The 12,408-nt window shown below is 65.2% G+C and carries 15 protein-coding genes and 1 pseudogene; 11 read left to right on the top strand and 5 right to left on the bottom strand.

The window, feature by feature from the left end; genetic code table 11:
- The first annotated feature begins 21 nt into the window (after nucleotides 1–21).
- From ACWJIO_RS04290 to ACWJIO_RS04280, 3 genes are all read left to right on the top strand, one after another.
- Nucleotides 22–231, top strand: a complete 210-nt coding sequence (locus tag ACWJIO_RS04290) for a type II toxin-antitoxin system HicB family antitoxin (RefSeq protein WP_480311644.1) — start codon at nucleotides 22–24, stop codon at nucleotides 229–231.
- A gap of 2 nt (nucleotides 232–233) precedes the next feature.
- The gene (locus tag ACWJIO_RS04285; RefSeq protein ID WP_480311643.1) at nucleotides 234–461 is read left to right on the top strand and encodes a type II toxin-antitoxin system HicA family toxin; all 228 of its coding nucleotides are present in this window, start codon (nucleotides 234–236) and stop codon (nucleotides 459–461) included.
- A 114-nt stretch (nucleotides 462–575) separates the two neighbouring features.
- Nucleotides 576–896 carry a VOC family protein gene (locus ACWJIO_RS04280; RefSeq protein ID WP_480311642.1) on the top strand — a complete coding sequence of 107 codons (321 nt, stop codon included), beginning with the start codon at nucleotides 576–578 and terminating at the stop codon, nucleotides 894–896.
- Nucleotides 897–1,181: 285 nt separating this feature from the next.
- On the opposite strand, the gene ACWJIO_RS04275 is transcribed toward ACWJIO_RS04280, so the two are convergent.
- Both ACWJIO_RS04275 and ACWJIO_RS04270 read right to left on the bottom strand, forming a co-directional pair.
- Complete coding sequence (locus ACWJIO_RS04275) at nucleotides 1,182–4,256, bottom strand: efflux RND transporter permease subunit (protein WP_480311641.1); 3,075 nt, start codon at nucleotides 4,254–4,256, stop codon at nucleotides 1,182–1,184.
- Nucleotides 4,253–5,476, bottom strand: a complete 1,224-nt coding sequence (locus tag ACWJIO_RS04270) for an efflux RND transporter periplasmic adaptor subunit (RefSeq protein WP_480311640.1) — start codon at nucleotides 5,474–5,476, stop codon at nucleotides 4,253–4,255. The genes ACWJIO_RS04275 and ACWJIO_RS04270 overlap by 4 nt, the downstream gene beginning before the upstream one ends.
- Before the next feature lie 184 nt (nucleotides 5,477–5,660).
- Between ACWJIO_RS04270 and ACWJIO_RS04265 the strand changes: the two genes are divergently transcribed.
- The 3 genes from ACWJIO_RS04265 to ACWJIO_RS04255 all read left to right on the top strand — a co-directional run bounded on the left by ACWJIO_RS04265 (nucleotide 5,661) and on the right by ACWJIO_RS04255 (nucleotide 7,829).
- Nucleotides 5,661–6,266: a PadR family transcriptional regulator gene (locus ACWJIO_RS04265; RefSeq protein WP_480311639.1), complete on the top strand. Its 606-nt coding sequence runs from the start codon at nucleotides 5,661–5,663 to the stop codon at nucleotides 6,264–6,266.
- Nucleotides 6,267–6,337: 71 nt separating this feature from the next.
- A complete protein-coding gene (locus ACWJIO_RS04260; RefSeq protein ID WP_480311638.1) occupies nucleotides 6,338–6,913 on the top strand; it encodes a TetR/AcrR family transcriptional regulator in 576 nt (191 codons plus the stop codon).
- Between the two features lie 106 nt (nucleotides 6,914–7,019).
- Nucleotides 7,020–7,829, top strand: coding sequence for an SDR family NAD(P)-dependent oxidoreductase (locus ACWJIO_RS04255; protein ID WP_480311637.1), 810 nt, complete (start codon nucleotides 7,020–7,022; stop codon nucleotides 7,827–7,829).
- 69 nt (nucleotides 7,830–7,898) lie between these two features.
- Here ACWJIO_RS04255 and ACWJIO_RS04250 read toward each other — a convergent pair.
- A pseudogene (locus tag ACWJIO_RS04250) lies at nucleotides 7,899–8,087 on the bottom strand (IS5/IS1182 family transposase); the annotation flags it as partial.
- A gap of 305 nt (nucleotides 8,088–8,392) precedes the next feature.
- Between ACWJIO_RS04250 and ACWJIO_RS04245 the strand changes: the two are divergent.
- Nucleotides 8,393–8,830 (top strand): hypothetical protein, encoded by a 438-nt coding sequence (locus ACWJIO_RS04245; protein WP_480311636.1) that lies wholly within the window; start codon nucleotides 8,393–8,395, stop codon nucleotides 8,828–8,830.
- 19 nt (nucleotides 8,831–8,849) lie between these two features.
- Nucleotides 8,850–9,194, top strand: coding sequence for a hypothetical protein (locus ACWJIO_RS04240; RefSeq protein WP_480311635.1), 345 nt, complete (start codon nucleotides 8,850–8,852; stop codon nucleotides 9,192–9,194).
- Nucleotides 9,195–9,526: 332 nt separating this feature from the next.
- On the opposite strand, the gene ACWJIO_RS04235 is transcribed toward ACWJIO_RS04240, so the two are convergent.
- On the bottom strand, nucleotides 9,527–9,763 hold the full coding sequence (locus ACWJIO_RS04235) for a Nif11-like leader peptide family natural product precursor (RefSeq protein WP_480311634.1): 237 nt from the start codon (nucleotides 9,761–9,763) through the stop codon (nucleotides 9,527–9,529).
- Between the two features lie 98 nt (nucleotides 9,764–9,861).
- Nucleotides 9,862–10,077, bottom strand: a complete 216-nt coding sequence (locus ACWJIO_RS04230) for a Nif11-like leader peptide family natural product precursor (RefSeq protein WP_480311633.1) — start codon at nucleotides 10,075–10,077, stop codon at nucleotides 9,862–9,864.
- A gap of 71 nt (nucleotides 10,078–10,148) precedes the next feature.
- Here ACWJIO_RS04230 and ACWJIO_RS04225 point away from each other — a divergent pair, with 71 nt between their 5' ends.
- The 3 genes from ACWJIO_RS04225 to ACWJIO_RS04215 all read left to right on the top strand — a co-directional run bounded on the left by ACWJIO_RS04225 (nucleotide 10,149) and on the right by ACWJIO_RS04215 (nucleotide 12,236).
- Nucleotides 10,149–10,535, top strand: a complete 387-nt coding sequence (locus ACWJIO_RS04225; protein ID WP_480311632.1) for a hypothetical protein — start codon at nucleotides 10,149–10,151, stop codon at nucleotides 10,533–10,535.
- Nucleotides 10,514–11,539 carry a patatin family protein gene (locus ACWJIO_RS04220; RefSeq protein WP_480311631.1) on the top strand — a complete coding sequence of 342 codons (1,026 nt, stop codon included), beginning with the start codon at nucleotides 10,514–10,516 and terminating at the stop codon, nucleotides 11,537–11,539. Before ACWJIO_RS04225 ends, ACWJIO_RS04220 begins: the two co-directional genes overlap by 22 nt.
- A 433-nt stretch (nucleotides 11,540–11,972) precedes the next feature.
- Complete coding sequence (locus tag ACWJIO_RS04215) at nucleotides 11,973–12,236, top strand: Nif11-like leader peptide family natural product precursor (RefSeq protein WP_186698608.1); 264 nt, start codon at nucleotides 11,973–11,975, stop codon at nucleotides 12,234–12,236.
- Nucleotides 12,237–12,408: the final 172 nt, after the last annotated feature.

Raw genomic sequence — 12,408 nt, 5'->3', positions numbered from 1 at the left:
GAAGCCAGACAGGTGGGTTTCATGGGAAGACAGTTCGATGTCTTGGTCGAGAAAGATTCAGAGGGCTTTTTCGTAGCGACCGTGCCTTCTTTATCTGGTTGTCACACACAGGCCCGTTCTCTTGATGAGCTGATGGCCCGAATCAAGGAAGCTATTGAGTTGTGCCTAGAAGTTCAAGAGGATGATGTAGAGCAACTTGATTTTGTGGGTGTTCAGCGAGTAACGGTTTAGAGGTGTCAAAGTACTCGGCCGTTACTGGTAAAGCACTAATTGATGCTCTCAAGAAAATCGGCTTCTTTGTTCAGAGAGTGAAGGGGAGCCATCATTTTCTCCGGCATGCTGATGGGCGGACAACTGTTGTCCCAGTTCATTCGGGTGAATCACTGGGGCCTGGGTTGCTGGCCAAGATTCTGCGTGATGTCGAGCAGACAAGAGATGAACTTGAAGAGTTGCTTTCTTAAGCGAAGAGGGCCGGCCAACAAGCCCCTCGAGTGGACAGGCCACCTCCATTCATCTGCTGCGCCACCTCTGGCTCTCTGCCTGCCACTCAGGGTCAGCGTTAAAACAGGAAAATCATGAAGAAATTTCACATCGCCATTTCTACAAACAGAATAGAAGAAACAATTGCTGACTATTCTTCTCGCCTGGGGATTCAGCCATGCTCAACCATTCCTGGCGAATACGCACTGTGGCGAACGGAATCTTTAAACATTTCTGTACGAAAAGACCCTGATCACGAGGCAGGAACTTTAAGGCATTTGGGCTGGGAAGACTCTACGGCACTCGAATTCTCGAAGGATACCGACGTGAACGGTATTACCTGGGAACGCTTTAGTGCACAAGATCAGGCCCATGAAATCAATGATCTATGGCCAGGTGCAAACTATCAGCCCTGAACTCTACACCAACAGATCCACAGCACCTGATTGCTTTGCTGTTCCAAAGCTCAATAACGGCATGTGAACCGGCCCGGGCGTCAGAAAGACTCTTCAGGTGATCAACGATGGCATGGTCAGCAATGCTGTTCTGCACATCCTTTTACCAGCGCCACAAGCGATGGGAACGTGTGGCAAAATGTAGGAAGTCAAAGGCGCCCACTCTCCTCGATCCCCTTGAATGCTGCCCTGGTGGTGATGAAGGCGGCAAGACGGGGAAGGCCTGATGCCACCCAGTCCCACCGCTCAGGAGCCTTCTGCCGTGCTGTTCCACGCGAGCAGCCTGTGGGCAGCTGGCACATAAAACAGTGCCAACACGGTGGCGCCCACCAGGCCGCCCGACACCGCGATCGCCAGCGGCGGCCAGAAGCCGGTGGGATCAAGCATCAGCGGCAGAAAACCGATGACGGTGGTGAGGGTGGTGGCGACCACGTGGCGGGTGGCATGCAGCACCACGGCGGTGGTGGCGTCGGGGTCACCGCTGGCGGCGAGCGGATCGGTACGGATGGCGTTGAGCACCACGATCGAATCGTTGATCGCCAGGCCGATCAGGGCGAGGGTGCCCAGGATGGCGGTGAATCCGAACAGGGAGCCGCTGAGCTTCAGGGCCAGGGCCGCCAGTCCCACCGAGAGCAGTGCCACCGAGCCGATCAGAGCCGCCAGCCGGAAGGAGCGGAATGACAGCACCAGAGTGGCGGTGATCAGGATCAACAGCACCCCCACGGCGGAGAGCAGGTTGGTGATCGCATCGCCGCGGGCGTCGGCTTCACCGCCGTAGGCCAGGCTCATCCCGGCCGGCAGCTGCCAGCCCTCCTGTTCCAGCTGCCTGCGGAACCCGCCCAGCGTCGCTTCGGGCAGGGAACCGGCGGACAGGTAGGCCTGCACCGTGTTGATGCGCTGTCCGTCACGCCGATCGATGGCCGCCAGCTCGGGCTCCAGCCGCAGGCGGGCCAGGGCCGAAAGCGGCACGGTGTCGCCGCTGCTGGGCGACACCACATCGAGGGAGGCCACCTGCTGGAGATTCCCCCGCTGGGCCTCGGCCACCTGCACCCTCACCGGCAGGCTGGTGACGCCTTCCAGAATCGAACCGCCCACGGCGCCATCGAGGCCGGCCTGCAGCTGCCGGGCGATGGCCAAGTTGTCGAGGCCGCTGCGCTGGGCCTGCTGTTCATCCACTGCCACAGCAAGCCGGGGCAGGGCTTCGCTGAGGCTGGCGCTGGTGTGGGTCACGGCCGGCAGCTGCGCCAGGCGGCGCCGCAGGTCGTCGCCGATCTGCCGCAGCTGGGTGAGGTCTGGGCCCTGCAGGCGCAGCTCGATCGGCGCCTCAAACGGTGGACCCTGCTCCAGCTGCTTCACCAGCAGCTGCGCTTCCGGGAAGGCCCCATCCAGGCTCTCCTGCATGGAGCGGATCGTGTCGCGCAGGCGCTCGGTGCCGCGCAGCTGCACCAGCCCCTGGGCGTAATGGGGGGCGTTCTCCTGGGAGGCCACCACGTTGTAGAAGAACGCCGGCGCGCTCTCACCCAGGAACCAGTGCACATCAGCAACGCCGGGATGCTCGCGCAGGCGCTGGCGGGCGGCCAGGGCCAGAGTTTCGCTGCGCTCCAGGGAGCTCTGCCTCGGCAGGCGCATCTCGATCTGAAACTGGTCGCGGTTGGTCGGCGGAAAGAACTGCTGCTCGAGGCTGCCGAAGACCACAAAGCCGATCACCGGCAACACCAGTGACAACGCCACCCCCTGCCAGGGACGCCGCAGCACCTGCTGCAGGGTGTGGCTGTAGCGCTGCGTCAGCCCCGGCAGCGACACCCCCTGCTCCCACCAGCGCGCCTCGATCCCCAACGGCCGCCAATGCTGCAGCCGGGCGCAGAAGGCGGGGATCACCGTGAGCGACAGGGCCAGGGAACTGGCCAGCGCCAGGATCACCACCAGGCCGATCGCACCGATGAATTCGCCCGTGGCTCCCGGCGCCGAGGCGATCGGCACGAAGGCCAGCACCGTGGTGAGCGTGGCGGCCAGCATCGGCACCAGCAGGTAGCCCACCGACTGCCGCACCGCCGCGCCGCTGGAGGCGCCGCCGCGCAGACGTTGCTGCACCTCATCGACCACCACGATGGCGTTGTCGATCAGCAGCCCCAGGGCGATCACCAGGCCAGTGGCCGACATCTGGTGCAGGGGAATCGCCAGCACCCGCATCCAGCCGAACACCATCAGGGCGCTGAGGGGCAGGGCCGCTCCCACCACCAGCGCCGCCCGGCCGCCGAGCATCAGCACCGACACCGCCACCACCAGCAGCGCGGCGGTGATCAGGTTGCCGATCACGCCGTCGAGGCGTTCCTCCACATACCGGCTCTGATCCAGCAACGGGTGCAGGCCGAGGCCGGCGGGCAGGGTGGCGTTCACATCAGCCAGCTGCTGCCGCGCCAGCTGCGCCCAGCGGTCGACCCGCTCACCGGAGGCCACTGTGGCTGACACCACCACCGCCGAATGGCCATGCACCAGCGCCAGCCGGCTGGCCGGGTCGCGCACACCGCGGCTCACCGCCGCCACCTGCCCGAGGCGGGCGCTGGCACCATCGGCGCCGGTCTGCAGGGGGATGGCGCGGATGCGCTCCAGGGAGTCGAGGGCGCCATCCAGCTGAAGCGGCAGCGCGCTGCGTCCACCTTGCACCTGCCCGGCGGCCTGCTTGGCGTCGCTGGCGGCGACCAGTTCGGAGAGGCCTTGAGCCGTGAGCCCGAGCCGGGCCAGCTCCCGGGCGCCGATCTCCACCCGGATCTCCTCTGTGGGCTCGCCGCTGAGCTCCACCTTGTCGGTGCCGGGCAGGGCGCGCAGGCGGGTTTGCAGATCCTCCGCCAGCCGGGCCAGCAGCCCCAGGTTGGCGGGCCCGGGCAGCTCCCAGGTGAGGCCCACGATCAGGGCGCTGGCGCCGATGTTGCCGTCGCGGAAGTCGGGCCTGGAGGCTTCCGGCGGCAGCAGCGGGGTGGCATCGTCGAGCTTGCCGCGCACCTGGCTCCACACCGGCGCCACCTCGCGGATCGAATCCTTCAGGGCCACGGCGATCACCGAGGTGCCGGAAGAGGAGGTGGAGTCGAGATGGTCCACCGCCTCCAGCTCCAGCAGGGCCTCCTCCAGCGGTTCCGTGAGCAGCGATTCGACCCGCTCCGGCGTGGCGCCCGGCAGTGCGGTGATCACCAGAGCATTGCGCTGGGTGAGCAGCGGATCCTCCAGCCGCGGCAGCGTCAGCAGCGACGACACCCCCCAGACCACCACCAGCAGCAGGGTGAGCAGCAGCAGCTGGCGGTTGCGATGAAAGAGATCGAGCCTCACAGCGCCGCCTGCACCCATTGGCCCGGCACCACGCGGTGGGTGCCGCTGGCGATCACCTGCTCACCGGGGCGCAGGGTGCCGCGCACCAGCGAGCGTTCGCCCTCGGTGTGGACCATCTCCACCACACGGCGAGCCACCTGCCGTGCCTGCGGTGGCGTGTTGGCGTCCGGCGGCGGTGCGGGCGAGAGCACATAGACCGACCACAGGCCCCGCTCCGCCGCCACCAGCGCATCGGTGGGAAGCCAGAAGCCCTCCCCCGCTTCGCTGCGCTCCAGGCTGAGGCGCGCCGTCGCACCCACCGGCAGATCCTCGGCCGGCAACCGCAGCACCACCGTGACCGTGCGGCTGGCGGCATCGAGCTCGGGCAGCACGGCGCTGATCGTGGCGCTGAGGCGGCGATCGCCCACGCTCACGGGGTGGGTTTCACCCAGCCGCAGGCCCTGCGCAACGGCGGGCGGCACCCCCACCCGCACCTCGCGGGGGGCGGCTTCCACCAGGTTGAGCAGGGCCTGGCCGCTGCTCACCACCATCCCCTCATCCAGCAGCCGCCGGCTCACCGTGGCGGCGAAGGGGGCCACCAGCTCGCTGCGGGCCAGGTCGACATCGATCTGACGCAGGCGGGCGCCGAACTCATCGACCTGGCTGTCGGCCTGGGCCAGGCGGCTCACCAGCGCCCCGGCGCCATAGATCTGCTGGTCGAGGTCCTCGCGGGAGATCGCTCCCTGGGCATGGAGCCTGCGGCGCCGTTCCCGCTGCAGCTCCGCCAGGGTGAGCTCCTGGCGCACTTCCTGCACGGCGGCGCGGGCGGTGCGCTGCTGGGCCTGCAGCTGCTGGCGCTGGGCCTGCAGGCGGCGGCGATCGAGGCGGGCCAGGGGCTGGCCGGCCACCACCGGATCCCCCTCCTCCACCAGCACCTGCTCCAGGGTGCCGGCGAGCTCAAAGCCGAGGCTGCTGCTGCGGCCAGCCACCACCTCGCCGGTGTACTCCCGGCTGGTGAGATAGCGGCTCACCGGCTGCGCCATAACCACAGCCACGGGCAGGGCCTTGGGCAGAGGCGGGCGGGGACGGGGAGCGAGGGCCAGGGCCAGACCAACGGCGGTGGCGGTGGCGGCGGCGGTGAGGGGAAGCTGCCAGCGGCGCAGGCCGAAGCCAAGGCGCCTCAGGCCCTGCGTCGGCGCGGGGGACCCGGGGGGAGGCAGGGCGCCGGGTGCAGTGGCCATGGAAGTGCGGCAGGGAGAGGACCAACCCGTTGCTAATCAACAAGTTGGGCATTCGTGAAAGTGTATGCCCAATAAGTTGACTAGGTCAACAGTGCCTTCCTGGGCCACCCCCACCCCCGAGCCTGGCCCAGGGACAATTCGAAGCAAGATCAGAGGGCCCAGCACCGCTGCCGCTCGTACCCCCATGGCTCTGGCCCATACGATCCTCACCGTGCTCTGCGAGCAGCCCGCCAGCGGCTACGCCATCAGCAAGCAGTTTGAGGAAACCATCGCCTGCTACTGGAAAGCCAGCCAGCAGCAGATCTACCGGGAACTGGCCGCGATGGAAGCCAAGGGTTGGCTGAGTCATCAACTGGTGCCCCAGGCCGGTAAGCCAGACAAGAAGGTGTACGCCCTCACCGCCAGCGGCCGCGAGGAACTCGACCGCTGGAACCGATCACCCACTGAACCCACCCCGATCCGGGAGGACCTGGGGGTGCGGGTGCTCGGTGGCGCCAACATGCCCCGGTCGGTGCTGATCAAGGAACTGGAGCGGCGCCGGGGCATCCATCAACAGAACCTGGACACCTACCTGCAGCGGGAGAGGGAATTCCAGGCCCTGGACGCCCCGAGCCCCGCTTGCCAGTTCCGCTACCTCACCCTGCGCCGCGGCATCCTCTATGAGCAGGAATGGGTCCACTGGTGCGATGAGGTAATCGCCTTTCTGAAGCCGCAATCGGCCGGGGCTCTGATCACTCCTGCCCCCCCTGCGTCAGAAAAGAAGTCCCCAGAGTCAACAGTCCAGCTGTGAGTCTGTGACCATCCCAACAGCGCCATGTCCTGTAGGCGGGCTGCCCTGGCAAGCCCTGGGGGCATGGCATGATGCCTGTCATGCGCTATGCCGAAGGCCACAAGCAAGCGGTGCGTGAGCGCATCCTTGATGCGGCGGCAAAAGAGTTGCGACGCCATGGGCTCTCGGGAATCGGCATCCCGGCACTGATGAAAGGTGCTGGCCTCACCCATGGCGCCTTTTATTCCCATTTCGCCAACCGCGACGACCTGGTGGCCGAGGCCATCCGTACGGCAGCTGCCGCCAGTGCCGACGAGGCCCTAGGGGAGGCGTTCTCACTGGAGCAGAGCCTGGCCCAATACCTCTCGCCTGAGCATCTCAACCACCCCGAGCTGGGCTGCGTGATTGCGGCCCTGGGAAGCGAGGGGGCTCGTCAGTCGCCTGCTGTTCGTTCTGCTTTCGCGGTGGCCGCCCGGGGTTTGCTGGCGGCGATCGAGCGCAAGCTGAAGCCACGCCAACCGTCCCCGGCGCCGAGCGATGCGGCGCTGCAGCTCGCAGCGGCGATGGTGGGATCGGTGGTTCTCGCTCGCCTGGTGGATGACCCAGCCCTGGCCCAGCGCCTGCTCACCGCCGCACGGGCCCTTGGCCCAGCTGCTGAAGGGGCCTGAGGAGGAGGCTCCTGGGGGACTCAAACCCCTTTTTTGGTCTATTGCATGATGATCATCATGGCTTACATTGCAAGCCGCCATCCCTCCCACCCGCGCGCTCTCGCCGATGACACCCGCCCACTCACGGCGCCAGCAGCGTTTTCTCACCCGCTACGGCCCCTGGGCCGTCGTCACCGGAGCCTCTTCCGGCATCGGCCGCGGCCTGGCCTGCCGCCTGGCGGAAGCGGGGCTGAACCTGGTGCTGGTGGCCCGTCGTCGGGCGCCACTTGATGCCTTTGCGACTTATCTGAGCGCCCACCACGGCGTCCAGCTGCGCGTGATCGACCTGGATCTGGCGCGGGAGGACCATCTGGGCGTGCTCGCGGGCGCCACCGAGGCGCTGGAGGTGGGCCTGCTGGTGGCCGCCGCCGGTTTCGGCAGCTCCGGCGCTTTCCTCGATGCCGACATCACCGAAGAAACCGAGATGCTGATGGTGAACAGCCGGGCGGTGCTGCAGATGTGCCACCACTACGGGGGCCGCTTCCGGGCGCAGGGCCGTGGCGGCCTGGTGCTGCTCAGCTCGATCGTGGGATTTCAGGGCATGCCCTACGCCGCCCATTACGCGGCCACCAAGGCCTATGTGCAGGGCCTGGCCGAGGCCCTGCAAGTGGAGCTCAGCCGCTGCGGCGTGGATGTCCTGGCTGCCGCGCCGGGACCCACCCACAGTGCCTTTGCGTCACGGGCCGGGATGCGGATGGGGAAGGCCCTGGATCCCGATGCCATTGCCCAGCCGATCCTCGATGCCCTTGGCCGCCAGACCACCGTGCTGCCGGGCACGCTCTCGAAGCTGTTGGTCTACGGCCTGGTTCCCCTGCCGCGCTGGGCACGGGTGCGGATCATGGGGCAGGTGATGCGTGGCATGAGCACCCACGTCTGAGCCTCCACAAGCAGCACATCGCTTCGGAGGAGGCCGGCCGGAGCATCACCTTGGCATGAATCCAGGCCTCATGGTGGCCAGTGGATACGCGAGCCTGCCGCCCTTCTTGCTGGCCTTAGGGTAGTTGGGCTCGATCAATCTAATGAGGGAATCCTTGAGCACAACGGCCTCCATCTCAGCTAGGAACTTCTCACAATTGGTCTGCTTCTTGGCGTTCGTCTGGTCCTAGTGAGAAAAGCCGAGCTGCTTGCCACCCATCAATCCAATCATGGCCTGCGATCAGAGAACCATTGCCCCGCAGACAGGCCAGGTTTTCCTGGATCTCCCCAGGCCATGCGCTGAAGTTGTCGCCCATGGCCTGGGATGCAACACAGACTGGACGCAAGCTCTTTATAGATCAGACTCCGGGGAGTTCCCCGATTTTCTATAACACACCTATCACCGTTTCTCCTGCTGCGGATTCCAATTAGTTCCTGGCTGTTTCTCGAGTGCCGTGGCAAGAGTGCCGGGTAGACCATTCCATCGCTCAGGGCTAAGGTTCGCCATGAACGATTTTCGATCCCATGCGCTCCTCCCTCCTTGCTGCGGCCTGCCTGCTTGCCCTTGCCACCACCGCATGCCAACAGCAGGACATGGCCGCCCGCAAGGAGAAGACCGAAGCCAAGATCTGCGCTCAGCTCACTGAGGTCAGCCAAGCCCTCAGCACCGTGGCCCAGCTGACCCCCGCCTCCACGGTGGGAGAGGCCAAGGAGGCTGAAATGGCCCTGGGCGCAGCCATCACCAACCTTGAAGCCTCGGAGCAGAAGCTTGAGGAGCTGCGCACCAAAGCCTTTCAAGAGCAGCTGAAAACCTTCCGCTCCGAGGTGGCCCAGCTGGCCAGCAGCAAGGACACCAGCCTCGAGGAGGCGGCCGCCGAGCTCAAGGTCAAGGTCCAGCCGGTGATGGAGGCGCGGGCTGAACTCTCCCGCGCCGTGGAATGCGAGGAACCCGCCCAACCCTGAAGGGACGGCATTCTCTGGGATGAAACGCTCCAGCCAGGGGCAGGACAGCTATCACTGGATCCTGGTAAAATTGGCTCCTGGCATTCCTGCCTCCTTGTCCACGAAAGAACCAGTCAGCATGAAACGGATCTCGATCGGCGCCTTCATGACCGCCAGCATCAGCACCGCTGCCGCCCTGATGCTGGCGCTACCCGCCCAGGCTGATCAGCCCAACATGAGGGCGGCACTGGCCAGCCTGAACGAGGCCAAGCAGAGTCTGGAGAAGGCCAGCTCTGGTAAAGACGGCCACCGCAAGAAGGCCATGGGGTTGATCGACGAGGCGATCGCAGAAGTGAAAAAAGGCATCAAAGCCGGCCGCGAGTAAACCTCTCCAGCTTGTTGAGGTTTAGCCCTCAATGAAAAGGGGGGCTTTCCCTGCTTGAAACTCCATGATCTGTTCGGAACACAGCGTCCGAACTGATCATGGATCTTCCGCAGAAACTTTCCTGCTGAGCGCTGTGCCATGACCATCATGAACCAGCGGCTCGTCTGTCCCAGGGAGCAAAGTGAAGCCCATGAACAGCTCACCCCGCCCAAACCCCCGCGAGAGCACCGAGGTGATGGTGCGTCACATCAAGCGAGAGCTGGACCCCTGATGGTGGTCACGTCAGGGGCCCAGCCGGGGCGATCATCCGGGTTGGGGACGATCGCCGCGCTTCAGCCGCGCCAGGTTGGCAGTCCGCCACGTACCAGGGTGCCGCGGTTGCGCCAGAGAGCTTCTGGGGTCACGGCAACGCCGCGTTCGGCGGCCAGTTGCGCCGCCGCCTCGGTGGAGTCGGTGGCGCCGAGGGCCTTGGCAAAGGCGGGGTCGTGTTGCAGCAGATCCCTTAGCTGGTGCAGGGCCTCCGCAGAGGGCACCGCCGCAGAAGGGCTCAGGACATCGCAGGTGGCCATGGGGCCTCCTTCTCAGAGTGATACCAGCCTAGACACGGTGAGCCATGGTGGTCACCGTCGCTGAGTGACGGGGGAGAGTCCTGGAGCTGCGGGCCGTTTCAGTTGTATTCGCCGGGGATGTCCTGCTTGGTCACCGTCACCCGGCCCACCTTCTGGCCGGAGATGCGCAACAACTCATCACCGGAGAATTCGTAGCCCAGGGCGGCGGCGATCTGGGCCACGTCGTCGGCGGTGGACGCCGCCATCACGCTCTGGCGCAGGGAAGCGTCATCCTGCACCCTGCCTAGAAAGGCCTTCAGCTGATCAAGGGACATGGTTCGCGATCCAGGCTGCCCTGGCGCAGGACAGTCCCATCCTGGTCCACCTGAGGCAGCCGCTCGCCTGGATGCCCAAGGGCCTCGCCGCCCTGGCCATGCTGCTGGAGTCCTGGCTGGTTTGGCGCGCGACCCGGCAGGCCGTCGGTGTGGCCATCGAGCAGGCCGGTCTGGATTCGACCGCCAGTCACGTCCTGCTGATGATCCTGAAAGATGTGATTCCTTCGATCGGGGGGCTCACCGCTCTCGGCCGGATGGGCGTGAACATCACCTCGATTCTCACCAGCCTCGGAGTTGTCGGACTCAGCTTTGGCATTGCGGCCAAAGATGCGCTCTCCAACATGATTTCACGACCATCCATCTTCCGGGATCGCCCCTTTGTTCTCGGTGACCTGATCGCGGTGGGAAGGTATTATGGCCGGGTGGATCGATCACCATGCGCTCCACCTGGGTGGTGATCACAGCCTTGAATGATGACAACATCCCCATGAAAACCATCGGCCTTGCCCTGGGCAGCGGCGGAGCCAGGGGCTGGGCCCACATCGGCGTGCTGCGGGCCCTGGAGGAGGAGGGGATCAAGATCGATGTGATCGCCGGCGCCAGCATCGGTGCTCTTGTCGGGGCGATCCACTGCGCCGGCGAACTGGATGACCTGGAGGACTTCATCCGGGAGCTGAGCTGGAAAGACATGCTCGCCTACTTCGACATGGTGATTCCCACCTCTGGGCTGCTCGATGGCAACAAGGTTGTTGATTTGCTCTCGGAACACCTGCAGGAAATGAGGATCGAAGACTCAGCCATTCCCTTCTGCTGTGTGGCCACCGATCTGCTCAAGGGAGAAGAAGTGCAGCTCCGCACTGGCCTGATGGTGGATGCGGTGCGGGCCAGCATTTCGGTGCCCGGCATCTTCACCCCGTTCTGCGCCGGCGACCGGGTGCTCGCCGATGGGGGTCTGGTCAACCCGGTTCCGGTGGATGTGGCCAGGAACCTGGGGGCCGAGGTGGTGATCGCGGTGAATCTCAATCACCGAGACCCCAGCGCTGACGCGCAATTCAGCGGTGGTGGCCAGGACGAAAAGGACACCCAGGCAGAGGAGTCAGAAACCGAGCTTGGCCCCTCCCCGAGAACCAGCAGCGAGGCCTCAAAGCGACGCAAGGCGTCGTTCCTGAACAGCCTGCGCGACCGTTACGACAACATGCAGGAGTCGTTGCAGGGCAAGGTGGACCGGTGGTTCCCCGATCAGGACCCCTGCCCGAACATCTTTGAAGTGATCGGACTGTCGCTCAACGTGATGGAGCAGCAGGTCACCCGCAGCCGCATGGAGGAGCACGCTCCTGAACTACTGGTGGAGCCCAGCATGGGTGCCTTCGCCATCTTCGACTTTCACAAGGCCGATGCGATCATCCGCCAGGGCTATACCGCAATGAAGCGGCAGTTGCCTTCCCTCAGAGAGCTGCTCTGATGGAGCTACCGCTGCTCGGCAGCCTGCGGGCCGGTATGGATTCGTGCCGGCGCCGATAACCACGTTGCTAGCCTGAATTACCGCAGCGCAGGCACAGGGTTCTGGTGGCACTGTTTCGGAACTGCTCTGGAGGCCGCGCCTAGGCGGCCGCCATTGTGGCTGACGCAGCCTTCTCCGCAGGAGTTGAGCAAGCGCCGCACCCACAGTCCCGAGTTTGAGGCCAGGATTGCCATGCAGGCGATCAGTGGCCGCTGGTGTCACCCTGGGGGTCAGGTTCGAAGAAGCACCACTCGGGTGCCATCATCGATTTGGCAGAGATCTCAAGGTTTGGGCGGTGCCAAAGTTGTCGGGGGCGTATGGGGCACCTGGTGGCACCAGCGCAGGCCAGCTTGGCCCCGGTTTGCTACGAAGGGGGTTCCCCACGTCCGATCCCATGTCCGTAGCCTCGCTCAAGGCCTTCTGCGCCAGCATCGCCGCCGATGACGATCTGCGCAGCCAGGTGCATGCCGCCGCCGGCGTGGATGACATCGTGACGATCGCCGCGGCCCATGGCCATGCCGTGGACAAGACGGTGCTGCTGCGGGAGCACGCCCGCGCCATCACGGCAGCGCCGGATCATGCCCTGGCTGGGATCAACAGCTGGGCCGATGCCCTGATCCATTGCTTCGGCGCCGAGGCGGCTGAAACCGAGACGTGACCCAGGGGAGATGATGAATCGCGGCGCTCACGGTTGTCATCCAGATCCAGCTCCAATCACTGCTTCGCAGAAACCTTCGGCTGCATGGTGGAGAATCAGAGGAGGCGCAGGAGACAGCGGTGGTACCGAAGAGGGGACGGTAAGGGGCAGCCAGTCCCCACTCTGAAGCTGA

This window comes from Paraciimarium castrense LEGE 11436, assembly GCF_056633055.1.
The sequence above is the reverse complement of the archived record's forward strand: the minus strand, read 5'-3'. Positions and strand labels throughout refer to the sequence as shown.